Source organism: Sphingobium sp. S6 (assembly GCF_905120495.1).
Classification (GTDB): domain Bacteria; phylum Pseudomonadota; class Alphaproteobacteria; order Sphingomonadales; family Sphingomonadaceae; genus Sphingobium; species Sphingobium agri.
In genome coordinates, this window is sequence record NZ_CAJHOG010000002.1 from 464,788 (window position 1) to 482,928 (window position 18,141).

The window sequence follows — 18,141 nt, forward strand, 5'->3', positions numbered from 1 at the left end:
TATTCAAAACCAGAAATGAAAAGCGGGCACGTCAGCGCCCGCCCCTCTTTACCAGCGGTAGTGCGAGAAGGCGCGGTTCGCTTCCGCCATGCGGTGCGTGTCTTCGCGCTTCTTGACGGCATTGCCGCGGTTGTTGGCAGCATCCAGCAGCTCACCCGAGAGACGAGCGGCCATGGTGGTTTCGCTGCGGTTGCGCGAAGCCGTGATCAGCCAGCGGATCGCCAGCGCCTGGGCGCGCTCGGGGCGCACTTCGACGGGGACCTGGTAGGTCGCACCGCCAACGCGGCGGCTGCGGACTTCGATGCCGGGCTTCACATTGTTGAGCGCATCATGGAACATGCCGATCGGGTCCTTCTTGGACTTCGCTTCGACAGTTTCGAGCGCACCGTAAACGATGGACTCGGCGACGGCCTTCTTACCGTCCTGCATGATGCTGTTCATGAACTTCGACAGCACGATATCGCCAAACTTGGGATCGGGCAGAATAACGCGCTTTTCGGGGCGACGACGACGTGACATGCTTTAGTCTCCCTTACTTCGGACGCTTCGCGCCGTACTTCGAACGGCTCTGCTTACGGTCCTTGACGCCTTGGGTATCCAGAACGCCGCGCAGCACGTGATAGCGCACACCGGGAAGGTCGCGTACGCGGCCGCCGCGGATCAGCACAACGCTGTGCTCCTGAAGGTTGTGGCCTTCACCCGGGATGTAGGTGATGACTTCGCGCTGGTTGACCAGACGCACCTTCGCCACCTTACGGAGAGCCGAGTTCGGCTTCTTCGGGGTCGTCGTGTAAACACGGGTGCAAACGCCGCGCTTTTGCGGGTTCGCTTCCATTGCAGGGACCTTCGACTTGGTCTTCTGCAGCTCGCGGCCCTTGCGGACCAGCTGGTTGATTGTTGGCATGAAGCCCTTCACCTTTTCAGTTACTTTACCGCAAGCATTCCCGCGTTCTTCGCAGCCTGAAAAGGACAAGCCTCCAAACAGCAAAAGCCCCGACGGATGAACCGTCTGGAGCCGCAAGAGCACCGGCAATGTTCAGCTCTGTTTTGCCTCACATAGCATCCACCAGCGAAAACGAATCTTCACCGGCCGAGAAACGCTGGGCAGGCGCGCCTATAACGGCGCAGCGTTACCCGGTCAAGGACGGCGCGACACGGGCTTGTTCCGGAAACGTTCCGACATGGTGAACGGTCTCTTAGGGAATTGATAACCGGGTCAACCTATTGTTTTTCCGGTGGCGCCACTGGGAGCGCCGACATGGACTGGCCGTGACCCATCTTTCTCTCTTTACCGGTGAGTTTCTCAGCCGGGCGCAGGAAACGGCGTTTCAAGCAGAGCGCCTCCCTGAGTCGCGCCGCCACGCCCGCACGCTCTTTATCTTTTCGGTCGTCCTCAACGCGCTGTTCCTGCTGAGCGACTGGCGCTTTGCGGGCACCTCGCATTTCTGGATCGCGGTGCCAGCACGTCTCGCCGTTGTGCTGTGGTCCCTCATCTGCCTGTATCTCAGCCGCGAGCTGGATTCGTTCCAGAAGGTCGAGCGGCTTTGCTGCGCCTGGCAAGTCGTAACCGCGATCGGCGTGGCTTTCCTTGTCACCTCCCGCAGTGACATCGCGCTGTTTGTGCTCCTCATGCTGCCGCTCATATTCTACCTCGTGGTGCCAACGAGTTTCAGGGGCAATTTCGGCGGTGGTCTGGGATGCGGCATTGCGCTCCTCATAGGCTATCTGGCGCCTGCCCCCGTTTCAGCAACGATGCCCGGCATGATCCTGGCCGTGCTGATCCTGCATTGCGGCATGTGGATCACCATCGTGCGGACCAACCGGCTGCAGCGTTTGGCATGGATGGCAAGCCAAGCCGCCAACACGGCCAGAGCCGCGCTGGCCCGCAACGGCGAAACATTGGAGCGCATGTTCATGAGCGTCCCCATCCCCCTGCTGGTGACGCGGCAGGACGGGACCGTTGTGCGCTTCAACAATGCCGCAGCACGCACCTTTGGCTCTGAGGATATTTCCCGCGTTCACCTGCTGGGCGAAGGATCTTCGGCGCAGGCCAACCTTCGCGAACGGATTGTCAGCGGTGAACCCCTCGACAATCAGGAATGCCGCATTGCCGGCAAGGATGGGCTGATCCACGACGTGCTGCTCGCCACCCGCTCGATCCGGGTGGATGACGAGGATTGCGTCCTTTCCAGCATCGTCGACATCACTGATCGCAAGGATGCCGAGCGGCACCTTGCGCATCTCGCCATGACTGACGCGCTCACCGGCCTGGCCAACCGCTCCCATTTCATGGCGACGCTGACGCAGGCTGCGGGTTCGACAGGCCATGCTGGCGGCCAGATGGCAGTCGTGTTGATCGATGTCGACGAGTTCAAGCGGATCAACGACAGCGCCGGACATGATGTCGGCGACGCCCTCCTCAGCGCCGTGGCGGAACGGCTGCGGAAAGCGGTGCGGCCCGGCGACCTGGTCGCACGCATGGGCGGCGACGAATTCGCTGTCCTGTTGACGCGCCTGCGCAATGCGTCCGATCTGGAGGTGGTGCTGGCACGGATGACAGCCCAACTTCATCAACCACTTGCTTACGGCAACCGCGATGTCGATTGCCGTGTCAGCATGGGCGTCGCCCTGTTCCCTGAGCATGCCGGGGACATTGCGGAACTGATGAAGTTTGCCGACATCGCTCTTTACGAGGCGAAGAACGGCGGACGAGGACGCGCATGCCTTTTCGAACCTAGCCTGCTCGACCGCTGGCAGCGGGAAGCGCGAATGCTGGATCGCGCCCGAGACGCTTTGCTCCATGCGCCCCCTGTCCCGTGGTATCAGCCCAAGATCGATCTATCGACCGGCGCCGTCATCGGCTTCGAGGCACTGCTGAGATGCGTGCGGCCCGATGGCTCCGTGATCATGCCCGCCGAAATCGCGGCGGCGTTCGAACATTCGGAACTGGGCCGCACGATCAATGACAGGATGCTGGACAGGGTTCTACTGGACTGCCGACAATGGCAGGATCAGGGGATGGTCATCGGGCATGTCGCGATCAATGTGCCGGGCGTCGAACTTCACGACAGCAGTTTTCCTGATCGATTGCTATCCAAGCTTGAACAGAGGGGCGTGCCGGCTTCTGGCATCGAGCTGGAAGTAACCGAATCAGTCTTTCTGGGCCGTAACGCCGAGGTCGTGGAGCGGAGCCTTCACCAATTGAGTGCTGCAGGCATTTCCATCGCGCTGGACGATTTCGTAACCGGCTATGCGTCGCTTTCGCACCTCAAGCAGTTCCCCATCGACATCATAAAGATCGACCAGCGGTTCGTCCGCGACCTCGAAACGGACCCGGACGACGCCGCGATCGTCAGAACCTTGCTGAACCTAGCCTATAGCCTGGGCATTCGCACCGTTGCGGAAGGCGTCGAGAATATCCGCCAGGTCGACTATCTCCGCGCCGGAGGCTGCCATTATGCGCAGGGTTTTCATTTCGGCGCGGCAGTGCCGGCTGATGCTGTTCCCGCGCTGCTTAACCTCTTCCCCGAGATGCAGCCGAAAAAGGCATAATTATTTCTCCTGAGGAGGAACCAGGGGAACTCAGGCACGTTCCGCCCCGCGCAGATTTCGATTCGTCACGACTCAGCCGTGGCGGATTCGCTTGCCCGTGCTCCTTTTGCTAGCGGCCCGATTCTCCAAGGATCGAGTGTGGGGTCGTCATTGTTACAGCCGAGTAAGTTGCGCCTGTCGGGCTTGATGAGCAGGATCACGGAGTTCTGCCCAGAGCGCGAAATTGTCGTCGGAACGGGCGGGAAGCTGCGGTCCATACGCGTCACCAGTGCTGCCCAATTCGGAATTGCAGCCATCCTGCTTTCGCTGCTGCTGGGTGCAATGGCTCTGGTCCTGTCGGTGGCGACGACCCGCGCCGATATTGCGCGGGAACGCGCCGCGATCACTGCACAAAGCAGGGCCGTTGCTGCCGCTACCAGCAAAAGCGAGCGCTATCGCAAGTCGGTGGAACAACGCACACGCGAGTTGGAGGCACGGCAGGACTTCATGGACGACCTCTATCGTGCCCACTTTGGCGAAGACGAGGCGGGGGTTGACGGCGCGCGGGCTGAAGCATCGAAACAGGTAGCGGGCGCACGTGCGGAAAAGCTGCGCCTCGGTGCGGCTGCGGATGCCAAACCCCTGCAAGCCATCGATGCGCGGCAGCGCCGCTTCGCAGCGCTTCTAACGCATGCAGTCAGGCGTCGGGCGGACCAAACGGCGCACGCCATCCAAAGCCTCGGCCTCAATCCGGAAGCATTGGTGCGCACCGCCGCCCGGGCGCAGGGCGGTCCCTTCGTACCGTGGCCTGAAACACAAGCTTCGATGCCGCAGGAAATGGAACATCTTGCCGACGCTCTGGCGCGGATGGAGCTTTTGGAAGCCAGCTTGAAGACCATTCCGTCCGGCCGTCCAACGATGGCGCCGATGCAGTCAAGCTCCTATGGCTACCGCCGCGACCCCTTCAACGGCCACGCGGCTTTCCATGCCGGCATAGACTTTCCCGGCAGGCATGGAGAGCCGATACTCGCCGCCGCAGCGGGCAAGGTCACCTTCGTCGGACAGCGCAGCGGCTATGGCAATGTGATCGAGGTTGCGCACAGCAACGGCATTATGACCCGCTACGCTCATCTGTCGGGCTTCAGCACCGACGTCGGCAGGAAGGTTACACAGGGCCAGCAAATCGCACGCATGGGATCGACCGGCCGCTCGACCGGTGACCATCTTCACTTTGAGGTCCGCATAAACGGGCAGCCCGTCAATCCACGCCCATTCCTCCAGGCGTCCCGGAACGTGCGGCAAGTCCAGCAACTAGCAGCCACCCGAGCCGCCGGAGTCCGTAACCGCGGCTAACCTCTGCCTGGCACGCGCGAGGATCAGTTGATTGGAGCGCGTCGACGGTAGCTGAGCGCTTCGGCCACATGGACTCGGCCAACCTGCTCCGATCCCGCGAGATCCGCTATGGTTCGCGCGACGCGTAGCACGCGGGTATAGCCCCGCGCAGAAAGCTTCATCGCGGCTGCCGCTTGTGCCAGCAATTCCCGTCCGGCGGCATCGGGTCCGGCAATATCCTCCAGCTTCTCTCCGTCCACTTCCGCATTGGTGCGGACACGCGTTCCGGCATAACGCTGGGTCTGTATCTCACGCGCCGCCGACACCCGGGCGGCGATCTCTGCCGACCCCTCCATGGGTGGAGGCAAGACAAGGTCCGCCGCCGTGACCGCCTGCACCTCTACATGCAAGTCGATGCGGTCGAGCAGCGGACCCGAGACCTTTGCCTGATAGTCCGCAGCGCAGCGCGGCGCCCGGGAGCAGGCAAGGGCGGGATCGCCCAGATGGCCGCAGCGGCAGGGGTTCATCGCCGCAACGAGCTGTACCCGTGCAGGGAATGTCACATGCGCATTCGCACGCGCCACCGTGACCTCTCCCGTCTCGAGCGGCTGACGCAAGGAATCGAGAACGGTGCGCTGGAACTCCGGCAGTTCATCGAGAAAAAGGACGCCCAGATGGGCCATGCTGACCTCACCGGGCCGGGCCTTGTGCCCGCCGCCGACCAGCGCCGCCATCGAAGCGCTGTGATGTGGGCTACGAAAAGGCCGCGCCCGGCTGATGCGGCCGCCTTCAAGGGATCCGGCCACGCTAGCCACCATGGACGTTTCCAACGCCTCGCCCGGAGTCAGTTCGGGAAGAATGCCGGGCAGACAGCTCGCCATCAGCGACTTGCCCGCACCTGGCGGTCCGACCATCAGGAGATTATGTCCGCCAGCTGCCGCAATCTCCAACGCACGCTTGGCCGTTTCCTGCCCCTTGACCTGACGCAGGTCAGCGGCGCGCGGAGGGACTTCCACTGTTCCTGGCTGCGGAGGGGACAGCGCGGCGCTTCCTTTCAGATGGTTGAGCAAGCTCAGCAGATCAGGCGCTGCGACAACTTCCACCTGCCCTGCCCAAGCGGCTTCCGGTCCTTGAGCGACGGGACAAATGAGGCCGAGTTCCTTTTCGCCCGCATGCAGTGCTGCAAGCAGCACGCCGGGCGTCGAAGCGATGCGGCCGTCCAGCCCCAGCTCACCCACGACGACATAGCCCGCCAGCGTCTCGGCATTGATCACCCCCATGGCGCCCAGCAAGGCCAGTGCGATCGGCAGATCGAAATGCGAACCTTCCTTGGGGAGGTCGGCGGGCGATAGGTTCACGGTGATCCGTTTGGGCGGCAAGGAGAGGCCGATCGCCGCAATGGCGTTGCGCACCCGCTCGCGGCTTTCCGCCACGGCCTTGTCCGGCAAACCAACCAGGATGAAGTTCGGGAGGCCCGGAACAAGCTGGCATTGCACTTCCACGCTGCGCGCATCCAGCCCGAGATAGGCGACCGTCGATACCGTCGAAACCAATGTGCCCCCGCTATCCTGAAAATGCCGCTCTAGAGCATCGTGCGCAAAAGTGGGAACCGGTTTCCAGCTTAAAACGATGCGATAACAAAAACTAACGCGCGCGACCTGCGTCCGATGAACGCAGCGCGCTCTAAAGCAGCGTCAGCCCTGTTCGCCGGGCCGCCCCTTGAACCCTTGCGCGACGACATACCATTCCACGCTGCCCTTGCGGCTGGCGGGCGGCTTGGCATGCTTGATCGTCGTAAAATGCTGCTTCAACACCGCCAGCAGATCGGCATCCGTGCCGCCCGCGAACACCTTCGCGACAAAGGTGCCGCCTTTGCGAAGATTTTCCACGGCAAACCATGCCGCTGCTTCGACCAGGGCCATGGTGCGCAAATGATCTGTCTGCGCATGACCCACGGTATTCGCGGCCATGTCTGAAATCACAAGATCGGGTGCATCGCCTAGCGCTTCGGCGAGAACAACAGGCGCCTTGTCATCCATGAAGTCCATTTCGAACAGGGTGACGCCAGGGATCGGGTCCGTCGGCAACAGGTCGATGCCCACAACCTTGGCCCTGGGCGACAGCTTGCGCACCACCTGTGCCCACCCCCCCGGCGCTACCCCCAGATCGACTACCGCGCGAGAGCCCTTCACGAAGTGGAACTTCTCATCAAGTTCAATCAGCTTGAAGGCTGCCCGGCTTCTCCAGCCTTCCGCCTTCGCCTTGCGGACATAGGGATCGTTCAACTGCCGCTCGAGCCAGCGCGTCGATTGCGCCGTCCGTCCCTTGGCCGATTTGACCCGAACCTTGCCGGCTCCGCCGCCTCTCACATCATTGCTCCATCGCGATCCATCAGGCCGCGCAATATACCTTCGCGAATACCGCGATCAGCGACGCCCAACCTCTCGGCGGGCCATATATCAAGAATCGATTCAAGGATCGCGCATCCGGCCACCACAAGGTCGGCGCGTTCCGATCCGATGCAAGGCAGCTTCTGCCGTTCGGCGAGCGACATGGTGGACAATCTGCTGGAGATCGATCGCATTGACGTCGAAGGCACGATCAGCCCGTCGATCGCCTGCCGGTCATAGCGCGGCAGATTAAGATGGACGCTCGCCAGCGTTGTCACCGTTCCCGAGGTGCCGAGCAGGCGCATCGAACAATCGGCTTGCGGCAAGCGGCGGGCGAGAGGCGCAAAGGCTTCCGCCACCCGCGACCGCATTCGCGCATATGCCGCCAAGCGCTCGCTCTGGTCCGCATGATCGAACAGTTCGCTTTCGGTTAGGGAAACCACGCCCCAAGGCGCGCTGACCCAATCGACGATGTGCGGCGCACTTTCCCTATTTGCATCGACCAGAACCAGCTCGGTCGACCCGCCGCCTATATCGAAGATCAAGGCAGGGCCATCGCCGGGCTCAAGCAGTGCGTGACAGCCCATGACTGCCAGCCGCGCCTCTTCCTGCGCGCTGATGATGTCGAGAGCGATCCCCGTCTCCCGATAGACGCGCTGGATGAACTCCGCGCCGTTGGCTGCGCGGCGGCATGCTTCGGTCGCGACGGATCGCGCAAGCGTCACATGCCTGCGCCGCAACTTGTCAGCACAAACCGAGAGCGCCGCGATTGCGCGTTCGATGGCAGCATCGCTGATCCGGCCCGTAGCGGCCAGCCCCTCACCAAGGCGGACGATCCGCGAAAAGGCATCGACAACGATGAAGCCATCTGCAGAGGGCTTGGCAATCAGCAGGCGGCAATTGTTGGTGCCGAGATCGATCGCCGCATAGGAACGCCGCCCTCGCGATGGATGAGGCAATGAGCCCCGCTGCTTTGACGGGGGAGGTATGGCCGCAGCCTTGCTCCCATTACCCTGGCCGGAACGAGCGTTCTTGCCCGAAGCGCCCCCGGCGGGACCGGAACTCTGCGGCGATGGGCGGCTTTGCTGCACCATGGCCGGATCACTTTTCTTCTTCGCCGGCACCGACAGGTGACGGAACTTGGCGTCAGACTATGCGGATGCCACGCAAAGCGCAAGACGGGGCCAGAAATCCAATGACATAGAGACGCGGACGAGTGCCGCCCGTCAAAGTGGCAGGAGAGCCGCCACTATCCAGCGCTCCTCGGCGCGCAACACGCCCCACGCGCGAGCCGCCGCGCGGCTGTCCATCGCTTCGACGCCAATGCCCATATTTTCCAGTTCGCGCACAAAGCCGCGCGGTGGCTGGCGCAAGCCCGCCCCAGTCCCGAGCAACAGGAATTCAGGCAGCGGATCAATCGTCAGCAGATCGCCCAAGGCAGCAAGCGTCAGCTGTTCAGGCGCAGGAGCATCGCTCCATCGCAAGGCCTTGGCCGGGGTGAGCAGCAGCCCGTCCGGAAAGACATCGTCCTTGACGCGAAAGCCCCTGCCGGAAAAACCGGTAACGATCGGCCCCTGCCCCGTGTCATCGCGGCGCAGTTCGATGCCGGTGCGCTTGTCGGTCAGGGCCGCGCCCCGTCGTCGCGCGGGCCCATGCGTTCGGCTTGCGCTGCGATATTCGTCTTGCCCGCCTTCTTCTCTCCCACCTGCGGCGACAGACCTAGCGTGATCAGAAGCGAGGAGGACACATAGACCGAAGAATAGGTGCCGACCACGATGCCGAGCATCATGGCAGCGGTGAAACCACGCAGCACATGACCACCGAAGAGCAGCAGGGCGCCCAATGCCAACATGATCGTGACCGATGTCATCACCGTGCGAGGCAGCGTTTCGTTGACGGACAGATCGATCAACGCCTTCATGTCCATCTTGCGATATTTCCGCATATTTTCGCGGATGCGGTCGTCGATCACCATCTTGTCGTTGATCGAATAGCCGACGATCGTGAGGACCGCCGCAACGATGTTGAGGTCGAATTCCAGTTGGGTGATCGCGAAGAAGCCGAGCGTCATCAGCACGTCGTGCATGATCGCGACAAAGGTGGAGACGCCGAACTGCCATTCATAGCGGAACCAGGAGAAGATCGCGATCCCGATCACCGCGAGCATGACGGCCAGCACGCCATTCTGGATCAGCTCGCCCGAAACCTTGCCCGACACGGTGTCGTAACGGGAGAAGGCGACGCCGGGGAACTCCGCACTGAGCGCCTTGCGCGCCTTCTCGACAATCGCGTTGGCCGCACCCGCGCCACCTTCTTCTGGAAGGGGAAGGCGGATCTGCACCGTCTTGGGGTCACCGAATTGCTGGAGCGATCCGTCGCCCACGCCAAGCCGGTCGATCGTCGTGCGCACCCGGTCGAGTTCCGCAGGCTGCTGGAACTTGGCCTCGATCATCAACCCGCCGACAAAATCGACGCCAAGATTGAGGCCACGATGGATCGTGGCGCCGACGGCCAGAACGGTGAGCAGCGCGGTTAGGGCGAAAGCCCAATGGCGCAGCTTCACAAAGCCGATATTCGTGTTGTCGGGGACGAGCTTTAGAAGTTTCATGGGTTCTCTCCCGGCCCCTTAGATATGGATCTCGGTCGGACGCTTGGCGCGAAGCCAGCGGGACGCGAGCAGGCGGGTGAAGGTCACGGCGGTGAACACGCTGGTCGCGATGCCGATCAGCAGAACGATCGCGAAGCCTTTGACCGGCCCTGACCCAAGCGCGAGCATGATGCCTCCTGCGATCGCATGGGTGACGTTCGCTTCGAAGATGGTGCGGCTGGCTTCCTTATAGCCGAACTCGATCGCTTGAACGACGCCGCGCCCACGACGCCTCTCTTCCCGGATGCGTTCGTAGATAAGGACGTTGGCGTCCACGGCAGTACCAATGGTGAGCACGAAGCCCGCGATCCCCGGCAAGGTCAATGTCGCTCCCAGCATGCCCATGACGCCAAGGATCACGAGCACGTTGATGGCGACGGCGAGGTTCGCATACATGCCGAAACGACCGTAGCTGACGAACATGAACGCAGCGACCGCGGCCACGGCGATAACCGATGCCAGTAAACCCGCCCGGATCGAATCGGCACCCAATTGCGGGCCCACCGTGCGCTCTTCCACCACGGTCAGAGCAACAGGCAGCTTGCCCGATCGCAGGGCGATGGCCAACTGGTTCGCACTTTCGACGGTGAAACTGCCGCTGATCTGGGCAGAGCCGCCGAGGATGGGCTCGTTGATATTCGGCGCAGACAATACAGTGCCGTCAAGGATGATCGCGAAAGGACGGTTGACGTTTTGCGACGTCACCTGACCGAACTTGCGCCCGCCTGACCCGTTGAAGCGGATATTGACGATTGCCTGGTTGCTCTGGTCATATCCTTGCGTTGCGTCGGTCAGGTCCTCCCCGGACACCATGACCTGTCGCTTGACCGCGATCGCCGGAATCCCTGAGGGATTATTGGGATAAGGCAGCACTTCGCTGCCGACAGGTGCGCGGCCCTGCGCAACTTCCGACGGGTTAGCGCTGGTATCGACCAGCTTGAATTCCAGCTTGGCCGTCTGGCCGAGCAGGTCCTTCAACGCCTTGGGGTTCTGAAGCCCAGGCACCTGCACCACAATGCGGTTGCCACCCTGCTGCTGAATGGTCGGCTCGCGCGTGCCCATTTCGTCGATGCGCTTGCGGATGACTTCGGTCGCCACTTCCATGGCGCTCTTGACCGCATTGTCGATCCCGGCCTCGGTCGGCGTGATGACAACGGTCGAGCTGTTCACGACCTCGACATTGAAGTCGCGCTGGCCGGTCAGTCCCGCACCCTGCGTCAACGGTCGGATGCGCTCGACCGCGGCATCAACCTGCGACGGATCGCGCACCATGAAGCTGAGCTTGCCGTCACGGCTGGAAATATCACCGATCGCGATGCGCGGCGTGCCGCGGCGAAGCTCGGTACGGACCTGCTCTTCCATATTGGCGAGGCGCTGCTTCGCAACGTCCTGCGTGGACGCTTCGAGGAGAAGATGGCTGCCGCCGGAGAGGTCAAGGCCCAGGTTCACCCGGGTCTGCATGAAGCCGGGCAGCCGCTGCACCGCCGCATCCGGCAGGAAGCTGGGGATTGCGCAGACGATACCGATAACCAGGGGCAGCAGGATTGCCGCGACAGCCCAGCGCGAAAAGTTCAGCATCGGGCGGTCAGTCGTTCGCTGGCTTGGCAGTGGCCGGGTCGACGACATCGGTGAGCGTCGACTTGACCGCCTTCACCTTCATGCCCGGCGCGAGCTCGACATCGACATAAAATTCATCGACGCGGGCCACCTTGCCCACCAGGCCGCCCCCGGTGACGACCTGATCCCCCTTCTTCACCGCGTCGATCTTCGCCTTATGCTCCTTCATCCGCTTCTGCTGGGGACGGATCAGGAGGAAGTAGAAGACGACGAAGATGAGAACGAGCGGCGCCATCTGCACCAGCATGGATGCGCCGGAAGACTGCTCGCCCGCGGTCTGGGCAAAGGCTGGGGTAATGAACATGATGGGACTATCGCCTTATTCTCTTGTCCGGCCGCAGACAGGCAAATGCCTGCGGATCAAGGGCGCGCGGCTAACACAGATCGGGACAGGGAGGCAATATCATTAGGGAAGGAAGAAAGGCGCGAAAAGGCTTGCCGAGAGGCTTGCATGTTCTGAAAACTGCTTCTATGTGCCGCCGCTCCGGTCGGGACGTAGCGCAGCCTGGTAGCGCATCACACTGGGGGTGTGGGGGTCGGAGGTTCGAATCCTCTCGTCCCGACCAAAATTCATGAATGAAGTAGCGAGAAAAGCCGATTTTCAAAATCGGCTCCATGCTTCGTGCCCTTTCCTATTTTCCTATTTTTGGCGTGGCGAGCGATTTTGCGCTGTCCTACAGCTAACCAGATGGGATAAATGCCCTGCCTCATTCGATGAAGGAGGCGGGTTGATGGATATTGCGGCATTGATCGACGAGGTGATCGCGCGCGAGGGCGGCTTCAGTCACCATCCAGCCGATCGCGGCGGGGCAACCAATTTCGGGATCACGGAAGCAGTCGCGCGCGCCAACGGCTATGCGGGCGACATGCGGCGGCTGCCCCGCGCGCTGGCGGAGAGCATCTATCGGCGGCTCTACTGGGAGAGGCCAGGCTATGCCTTCGTCGCGGAGATGGTGCCGGAGATTGCCGCCGAACTGTTCGACAGCGCGGTCAACATGGGCGCGGCGACGGCGACCGGCTTCCTGCAGCGGGCGCTCAACGCGCTAAATCGGAACCAGAAGGATTATCCGGACCTCAAGGTCGACCGCGTCATCGGCGCAAAGACCTTAGCGGCGTTGAAGGCCTTCATGGCCTTGCGCGGCAAGGCTGGGGAGAAGGTGCTGCTGAAGGCGATCGAGGCGTTGCAGGGGGAGCGCTATCTGGCACTGGCGGAGAGCAGGCCCGCCAACGAAGCCTTTCTCTATGGCTGGCTGGCGAACCGCGTTGGTTAGGCGTCATGTGCACGGGGGGGCCGATCGCTGGACGTTGCGGGCGCGGCCTGCCTTTCTCTACGTCATGTATGGCCTGCTGCTCTGGTCGGTGCCGGTGGGCTTGATCGGCGGGGTCTGGCCGGACGGCGCGGCGGCGATCGTCCGGGCAATGCGGGGCTATTTCGAGGCGTTGCCCGAGCCGCTCTATGCGTTGTTCGGTACGGGCTATCTTGGATATACCGCGGCGCGGACATGGGGGAAGGTTAAGGGGGTGGAGCGGTAATTGGGAGCGTCTTGAGCGCTGCCGCCCTCTCCCGCCATCGCTTCGCTCGGCACCTCGGCCAGAGTCACGTGCCTCTGGCCGACCCCTGAAGCGGGAGGGGCTCTGGTTGCGCTCCAGCCTCAACGGTTTGCAACCAAACTCCATAAATGAGAGGGGCCGCTGGGCAGATCGACCCAGCGGCCCATCATTGACATGGTCACAGTGGCCGGAAGTGCGGCCCAAGGGAAACGTTGATCGCGCTATCTTGGCGGACAAGGAACGCCCGTTCGCGACATGTCGCGGCGGAGGCTGTTTCGATGTCTGCAAAAACCGACGTTATGACGTCGCTCAGCGGCGCGTTTCCCGAATGGACTTGACCGACCTCACTGCTGAACCATGAGACATCGGATCACCTCCTTTCGCTTGTTTAAGCCCGCGCGACCCGGCTCAAAAATCGACCTTTCACCTGGCCACGAAATGGACTGTGAATCAGACGGGACGCACGATCAAGACTTGTAAATTTCTTTTTTCGAATCATACTTGCGCGTCCGCCTGAAAAGCCGATCTGGTGCCTTGGCGATGATTTCCCCACAAGATGATGCGGTGAGAGACTGATCTGCTCTTTAGCGGCGGCAGTCTTCGATGACGCGGCCGACCTCTGCCCAGGCGGGGAGGATCAAGGTGTCGAGCCCCTGCGCCTCCACGGCAAAGCGGCCACGGCTATATGCGATCTGATCAAGCACCGTGTCGCTCGCGGCGCGAACGGCCAGCGTGCCGGCGCCGCCCGGTGTGGCGGGCCAGCTGGTCGCGCCATTGCTGGTGCGGATCGTGAGGCTCCCCTGCCCTGCCCCCGTGCGCAGGACGCTGACGCGCCCGGCAGCGGGATCGCACCGGACGGACAGCAGCGTGCCCGATGCGGGGCTGGAGAAAGCGGCGACGGAACCTGAGCCCTCGGCGCGGTAGCTCCATGTGCCGGGCGTTGCCGGGCGATATTGCCATTCGACCGGCGCAGGTGTCGGCAGAGGCGCGCTGGCCGAGGGCGGCGGCGACGGGCGCGGGGCTGCTTGCCGTGGAGGCGGCGCGTCAGGGGCGCTGACGCAAGCGGGGAGAAGGAGCAGGGATGCAAGGGCGGCGGAGGCGGGGATCGTACGCATGGGTCCCTCAATGCCCGAGGGCACGGAACGGGTTCAACCGGGAAAAGCATTTTTCTGTTGGTGGGTTGCGAGATCGGAGGGAAGGAACATCCACCCCGCCGCAGCCTAGGGTGGCGAGAGCGGGAGCGAGGTTCTTTTCATTGCATCAGCGTTGCACTAGCCCACCCCCTACCCTTCAAACGAGTCACGCGCCTCGTTTGAACGCTTGCGGGAGGGGGATGGCAGTGCGCCATCCAGAATACCCGGTCATGAGGCGCTCGCCGATTGACAGTTTCCCGGCGAATCGCTAGGGGCACAGCCATCCCGGACACGCTGGTGAGCGGCAGTGCATGGCACTGGCCGTCTTTTTTGCGTCTCGGGGTCTATCGAATCGGCCGCAGTCCTTCTAGGGCTCGGCCCGGACGCTTTGAGATGGGGTGGCGCCAACCGCCCCGTGGAGCAGGAGTACAGATTACCATGGCACGTATTGCGGGTGTCAACATCCCGACCAACAAGCGCGTGATCATCGCGCTCACCTACATCCACGGCATCGGCCGTCACACCGCGGTTGCGATCGCCGACAAGCTGGGCATCGACCACAGCCGTCGCGTTCAGGACCTGTCGGATGCCGAAGTCCTGCAGATCCGTGAAGCCATCGACGCCGATCACACGGTGGAAGGCGACCTGCGCCGCGAAACCGCGATGAACATCAAGCGCCTGATGGACCTCGCCTGCTATCGCGGCCTGCGTCACCGCAAGGGCCTGCCGGTTCGCGGCCAGCGCACGCACACCAATGCGCGCACCCGCAAGGGCAAGGCCAAGCCGATTGCCGGCAAGAAGAAGTAATCGTTGAGGGCCAGCCTTTTGGCATGGTCCTCCGGTCACTTCCGCTTTCAACGATTTCAGTAGGATAGAGCAACATGGCACGCGAACCACAGCGCATTAAGCGGCGCGAGCGCAAGAACATCTCGGCCGGCGTCGCGCACGTCAACGCCAGCTTCAACAACACGATGGTGACCATCACCGACGCCCAAGGCAATGCGATCAGCTGGTCCTCGGCCGGCATGATGGGCTTCAAGGGCAGCCGCAAGTCGACCCCGTACGCCGCGCAGGTTTGCGCCGAAGACGCGGGCCGCAAGGCCGCCGAACATGGCGTGCGCACCCTGGAAGTCGAAGTGAAGGGTCCGGGCTCGGGCCGTGAATCGGCTCTGCGCGCCCTGCAGGCCGTCGGCTTCCACATCACATCGATCCGCGACGTGACGCCGATCCCGCACAATGGCGTGCGTCCTTCCAAGCGCCGCCGCGTGTAACCGCCGGGCTTGCGTTTTCCGGGCGGCGGACGCGCCGCCCGTTTAACCCATTTACATCGCCGGGCGGTCCTGTCGGGTTCAGGATTTCAAACGTTCCGGCCTCATCCCCAGGGGAAATACATGACTGTCAACATGAAGAACTGGCAGGAATTGAAGAAGCCCAACAGCCTTGAGATCAAGGCGGCGGGCGACGGCAGGCGCAAGGCGACCTTCGTTGCCGAGCCGCTGGAGCGCGGTTTCGGCCTGACGCTCGGCAACGCGCTGCGCCGGGTTCTTCTGTCCTCGCTCCAGGGCGCGGCGGTCACCTCGATCAAGATCGAGAACGTGCTCCACGAATTCTCGTCGCTGGCCGGCGTGCGTGAAGATGTGACGGACATCGTCCTCAACATCAAGCAGGTCGCGCTGAAGATGGAAGGCGATGGCCCTCGCCGTCTCCAGCTGTCCGCGACCGGCCCCGCCGAAGTGCGCGCGGGCGACATCACCACCGTTGGCGACATCGAAGTGATGAACCCCGACCTGGTGATCTGTCACCTGGACCAGGGCGCGACGCTGAACATGGAACTGACCGCCGACGTCGGCAAGGGCTATGTCCCCGCCGTCGCCAACCGTCCGGCCGATGCGCCGATCGGCCTGATCCCGATCGACGCGCTCTATTCGCCGGTGCGCCAGGTCGCCTACAAGGTCGACAATACCCGCGTCGGCCAGGAACTGGACTATGACAAGCTGTCGCTGACCGTCGAAACCGACGGCACCGTCACGCCGGAAGACGCAGTGGCTTATGCCGCCCGCATCCTGCAGGACCAATTGCAGCTGTTCGTCCACTTCGAAGACGCCCTGCCCGTCGCCGCTCCGGCTGCTGGCGCTGCTGCTTCGGCTGCCGCGGAAGGCGAGAGCGACACGAACCAGATCAACCGCTATCTTCTCAAGAAGGTGGACGAACTGGAACTGTCGGTCCGTTCGGCCAACTGCCTCAAGAACGACAACATCATCTATATCGGCGATCTGGTTCAGAAGACCGAAGCCGAGATGCTGCGCACCCCCAATTTCGGCCGCAAGTCGCTGAACGAAATCAAGGAAGTGCTGTCGTCCATGGGCCTGCGCCTGGGCATGGACATTCCCGGCTGGCCGCCGGAAAATATCGAGGAAATGGCCAAGAAGCTCGAACAGGAGCTGCTGGGTTAAATCCGACCCGTCGCCCCAGCGGATGTCGCAGGGAGTCACGTGCCTCCCTACGAGGCCTCAGGCCGCTATGGGCGACCTAGCGGCGCGAGATTCCAGCTTCCGCTGGGATGACGAAAATGGGCTGGTGGGCGGTGGCCCTTAACACCGCCTGGTCTGGGCTACCTCATACGGGCCCTTAACGAACGGAAGGAAAGACTTATGCGTCACAAGGTTGGTCATCGTAAGCTGCAGCGCAGCGCCGGGCATCGTAACGCGCTGCTCCGCAACCTCGCCGCTTCGCTCATCAAGCATGAGCAAATCCTGACGACCACGCCCAAGGCGAAGGAACTGCGTCCCTACGTCGAAAAGCTGATCACCCTCGCCAAGAAGGGTGGCCTATCGAACCGCCGTCTGGCCCATGCCCGTCTGCAGGACGACACGCAGCTGACCAAGCTGTTCGAAGTTCTGGCCGAGCGCTACAAGGATCGCAACGGTGGCTACACCCGCGTGATCAAGGCCGGCATCCGCGCTTCGGACGCTGCGCCGATCGCGATCATCGAACTGGTCGATCGCGACGTCGATGCCAAGGGCAAGGATTCGGGCCCGGTTCAGAACGCTGACGCGGACGAGCTGGAAGCGGCCTGATCAGAGGCAAGGGCGCGCTTCCTGAAAGCGGGCTGATGGATTGAGAAACAGGCTGCGGCTCGATGAAGCCGCAGCCTGTTTTGTTTTTCGGGGCGAGAAAATGGGAAAATATGCGCATTCCGGCTGGCCATGAGCCGGGGAGGCCGGTGGACGAGCTGATCGCGGTACAGGACGGGGGCTATGCCTTTGCCACCCCGATATCCGCGACGAGCCGTGCCCTGCGTTCAGCCATGTGACAGCCGGGGAAGCCTAGACCAGCGGCGCATCTGGAGAGGAGCGATGGCATGAGCGGCAAGGCGGGGTGGATGACGGGAGCGATGCTGGGCGCGGCATTGCTGGTGAACGGCGCGGCGATGGCCCAGTCTGAGCAGGGATCGGACTACGGATATCCGCGAGCCGATGACCGCCAGCCGCAGGATGAGGGTTACGCGGACGATGACCTTGTCGGAGGAGAGCAGCGGGACAACAGGCCGTCAACGCAGCCGCGCGCGGATGATGATTTTTCCGACGTCACCGGCGAGCCGTATGAGCAGGCGCAGACCGATGCGAGAGCCGGGCGTGATGGCGATCCCTCGGCACCAACGCAGGACGCCTGGGCGGATCGGGAGCGGGAAGAGGCCACCACCGAATGCGCGGTTGCCGCGCGCGAGGAGGCAGAGCGGGACGGCGGCTTTGCGGAGGTTCGGCAAGTGCAGGAGCCGCGGGAAAGCCGCGACGGTTATGAGGTGGAGGGGGACATCGACGCCCGATCCAGCTGGCACGCGACCGATGGCAAGACGCTCCACTTCACCTGCTCGGTCGCGAATGGCCGCATCGTCAAATTGAATATCCCTCGCGGGCCGTCCGCGCGATAGCGGCGCCGA

The 18,141-nt window shown here is 62.8% G+C and carries 20 protein-coding genes and 1 tRNA gene; 11 read left to right on the forward strand and 10 right to left on the reverse strand.

The genetic code is table 11. The features are described 5' to 3' along the window. Positions 1-48 precede the first annotated feature (48 nt). Together rpsG and rpsL are read right to left on the reverse strand one after the other, a co-directional pair. Positions 49-519 carry a 30S ribosomal protein S7 gene (rpsG, locus tag SPHS8_RS09405; RefSeq protein ID WP_013847768.1) on the reverse strand — a complete coding sequence of 157 codons (471 nt, stop codon included), beginning with the start codon at positions 517-519 and terminating at the stop codon, positions 49-51. Between the two features lie 13 nt (positions 520-532). Next, entirely contained in the window at positions 533-904 is a 372-nt protein-coding gene (gene rpsL, locus SPHS8_RS09410) for a 30S ribosomal protein S12 (protein WP_007686591.1), read from the reverse strand. A 365-nt stretch (positions 905-1,269) separates the two neighbouring features. Here rpsL and SPHS8_RS09415 point away from each other — a divergent pair, with 365 nt between their 5' ends. Together SPHS8_RS09415 and SPHS8_RS09420 are read left to right on the forward strand one after the other, a co-directional pair. Continuing rightward, complete coding sequence (locus SPHS8_RS09415) at positions 1,270-3,552, forward strand: putative bifunctional diguanylate cyclase/phosphodiesterase (protein WP_201515260.1); 2,283 nt, start codon at positions 1,270-1,272, stop codon at positions 3,550-3,552. Positions 3,553-3,738: 186 nt separating this feature from the next. Continuing rightward, positions 3,739-4,884: a M23 family metallopeptidase gene (locus SPHS8_RS09420; RefSeq protein ID WP_201515261.1), complete on the forward strand. Its 1,146-nt coding sequence runs from the start codon at positions 3,739-3,741 to the stop codon at positions 4,882-4,884. A gap of 23 nt (positions 4,885-4,907) precedes the next feature. Here SPHS8_RS09420 and SPHS8_RS09425 read toward each other — a convergent pair whose 3' ends face one another. From SPHS8_RS09425 to yajC, 7 genes are all read right to left on the reverse strand, one after another. Further along, entirely contained in the window at positions 4,908-6,416 is a 1,509-nt protein-coding gene (locus SPHS8_RS09425) for a YifB family Mg chelatase-like AAA ATPase (RefSeq protein WP_201515262.1), read from the reverse strand. A 141-nt stretch (positions 6,417-6,557) separates the two neighbouring features. Then, entirely contained in the window at positions 6,558-7,232 is a 675-nt protein-coding gene (locus tag SPHS8_RS09430) for an RlmE family RNA methyltransferase (RefSeq protein ID WP_201515263.1), read from the reverse strand. Further along, the gene (locus SPHS8_RS09435; protein WP_201515264.1) at positions 7,229-8,347 is read right to left on the reverse strand and encodes a Ppx/GppA phosphatase family protein; all 1,119 of its coding nucleotides are present in this window, start codon (positions 8,345-8,347) and stop codon (positions 7,229-7,231) included. Before SPHS8_RS09435 ends, SPHS8_RS09430 begins: the two co-directional genes overlap by 4 nt. 132 nt (positions 8,348-8,479) lie before the next feature. Next, positions 8,480-8,878 carry an Mth938-like domain-containing protein gene (locus SPHS8_RS09440; protein WP_328805327.1) on the reverse strand — a complete coding sequence of 133 codons (399 nt, stop codon included), beginning with the start codon at positions 8,876-8,878 and terminating at the stop codon, positions 8,480-8,482. Beyond that, a complete protein-coding gene (secF, locus tag SPHS8_RS09445) occupies positions 8,875-9,861 on the reverse strand; it encodes a protein translocase subunit SecF (protein ID WP_201515265.1) in 987 nt (328 codons plus the stop codon). Before secF ends, SPHS8_RS09440 begins: the two co-directional genes overlap by 4 nt. An 18-nt stretch (positions 9,862-9,879) precedes the next feature. Further along, entirely contained in the window at positions 9,880-11,478 is a 1,599-nt protein-coding gene (gene secD / locus SPHS8_RS09450; protein ID WP_201515266.1) for a protein translocase subunit SecD, read from the reverse strand. Between the two features lie 7 nt (positions 11,479-11,485). Next, positions 11,486-11,821 carry a preprotein translocase subunit YajC gene (gene yajC / locus SPHS8_RS09455; protein ID WP_201515267.1) on the reverse strand — a complete coding sequence of 112 codons (336 nt, stop codon included), beginning with the start codon at positions 11,819-11,821 and terminating at the stop codon, positions 11,486-11,488. 185 nt (positions 11,822-12,006) lie between these two features. On the opposite strand from yajC, the gene SPHS8_RS09460 reads away from it, so the two are divergent. From SPHS8_RS09460 to SPHS8_RS09470, 3 genes are all read left to right on the forward strand, one after another. Further along, positions 12,007-12,083 (forward strand) — tRNA-Pro (locus tag SPHS8_RS09460). Positions 12,084-12,248: 165 nt separating this feature from the next. After that, positions 12,249-12,788 (forward strand): glycoside hydrolase family 108 protein, encoded by a 540-nt coding sequence (locus SPHS8_RS09465; RefSeq protein WP_201515268.1) that lies wholly within the window; start codon positions 12,249-12,251, stop codon positions 12,786-12,788. A 7-nt stretch (positions 12,789-12,795) separates the two neighbouring features. After that, a complete protein-coding gene (locus SPHS8_RS09470) occupies positions 12,796-13,050 on the forward strand; it encodes a 3TM-type holin (protein WP_443018581.1) in 255 nt (84 codons plus the stop codon). Between the two features lie 602 nt (positions 13,051-13,652). On the opposite strand, the gene SPHS8_RS09475 is transcribed toward SPHS8_RS09470, so the two are convergent. Continuing rightward, entirely contained in the window at positions 13,653-14,183 is a 531-nt protein-coding gene (locus SPHS8_RS09475) for a hypothetical protein (protein WP_201515270.1), read from the reverse strand. 456 nt (positions 14,184-14,639) lie between these two features. On the opposite strand from SPHS8_RS09475, the gene rpsM reads away from it, so the two are divergent. From rpsM to SPHS8_RS09500, 6 genes are all read left to right on the forward strand, one after another. Beyond that, positions 14,640-15,008 (forward strand): 30S ribosomal protein S13, encoded by a 369-nt coding sequence (gene rpsM, locus SPHS8_RS09480; RefSeq protein ID WP_097090689.1) that lies wholly within the window; start codon positions 14,640-14,642, stop codon positions 15,006-15,008. Positions 15,009-15,082: 74 nt separating this feature from the next. Next, complete coding sequence (gene rpsK, locus SPHS8_RS09485) at positions 15,083-15,472, forward strand: 30S ribosomal protein S11 (RefSeq protein WP_004208752.1); 390 nt, start codon at positions 15,083-15,085, stop codon at positions 15,470-15,472. A 120-nt stretch (positions 15,473-15,592) separates the two neighbouring features. Continuing rightward, entirely contained in the window at positions 15,593-16,654 is a 1,062-nt protein-coding gene (locus SPHS8_RS09490) for a DNA-directed RNA polymerase subunit alpha (RefSeq protein ID WP_097090688.1), read from the forward strand. A 198-nt stretch (positions 16,655-16,852) separates the two neighbouring features. Beyond that, entirely contained in the window at positions 16,853-17,278 is a 426-nt protein-coding gene (gene rplQ, locus SPHS8_RS09495; RefSeq protein ID WP_097090687.1) for a 50S ribosomal protein L17, read from the forward strand. Positions 17,279-17,340: 62 nt separating this feature from the next. Beyond that, positions 17,341-17,514, forward strand: coding sequence for a hypothetical protein (locus SPHS8_RS20415; RefSeq protein ID WP_236575058.1), 174 nt, complete (start codon positions 17,341-17,343; stop codon positions 17,512-17,514). Positions 17,515-17,562: 48 nt separating this feature from the next. After that, a complete protein-coding gene (locus tag SPHS8_RS09500) occupies positions 17,563-18,132 on the forward strand; it encodes a hypothetical protein (RefSeq protein ID WP_236575059.1) in 570 nt (189 codons plus the stop codon). Positions 18,133-18,141: the final 9 nt, after the last annotated feature.

Bases quoted from the DNA above. Each gene is read 5' to 3' on its own strand.
- rpsG (WP_013847768.1), bottom strand. From the start codon at position 519: ATGTCACGTCGTCGTCGCCCCGAAAAGCGCGTTATTCTGCCCGATCCC.
- rpsL (WP_007686591.1), bottom strand. From the start codon at position 904: ATGCCAACAATCAACCAGCTGGTCCGCAAGGGCCGCGAGCTGCAGAAG.
- SPHS8_RS09420 (WP_201515261.1), top strand. From the start codon at position 3,739: ATGAGCAGGATCACGGAGTTCTGCCCAGAGCGCGAAATTGTCGTCGGA.
- SPHS8_RS09435 (WP_201515264.1), bottom strand. From the start codon at position 8,347: ATGGTGCAGCAAAGCCGCCCATCGCCGCAGAGTTCCGGTCCCGCCGGG.
- secF (WP_201515265.1), bottom strand. From the start codon at position 9,861: ATGAAACTTCTAAAGCTCGTCCCCGACAACACGAATATCGGCTTTGTG.
- secD (WP_201515266.1), bottom strand. From the start codon at position 11,478: ATGCTGAACTTTTCGCGCTGGGCTGTCGCGGCAATCCTGCTGCCCCTG.
- yajC (WP_201515267.1), bottom strand. From the start codon at position 11,821: ATGTTCATTACCCCAGCCTTTGCCCAGACCGCGGGCGAGCAGTCTTCC.
- SPHS8_RS09465 (WP_201515268.1), top strand. From the start codon at position 12,249: ATGGATATTGCGGCATTGATCGACGAGGTGATCGCGCGCGAGGGCGGC.
- SPHS8_RS09475 (WP_201515270.1), bottom strand. From the start codon at position 14,183: ATGCGTACGATCCCCGCCTCCGCCGCCCTTGCATCCCTGCTCCTTCTC.
- rpsM (WP_097090689.1), top strand. From the start codon at position 14,640: ATGGCACGTATTGCGGGTGTCAACATCCCGACCAACAAGCGCGTGATC.
- rpsK (WP_004208752.1), top strand. From the start codon at position 15,083: ATGGCACGCGAACCACAGCGCATTAAGCGGCGCGAGCGCAAGAACATC.
- SPHS8_RS09490 (WP_097090688.1), top strand. From the start codon at position 15,593: ATGACTGTCAACATGAAGAACTGGCAGGAATTGAAGAAGCCCAACAGC.
- rplQ (WP_097090687.1), top strand. From the start codon at position 16,853: ATGCGTCACAAGGTTGGTCATCGTAAGCTGCAGCGCAGCGCCGGGCAT.
- SPHS8_RS20415 (WP_236575058.1), top strand. From the start codon at position 17,341: ATGAAGCCGCAGCCTGTTTTGTTTTTCGGGGCGAGAAAATGGGAAAAT.
- SPHS8_RS09500 (WP_236575059.1), top strand. From the start codon at position 17,563: ATGAGCGGCAAGGCGGGGTGGATGACGGGAGCGATGCTGGGCGCGGCA.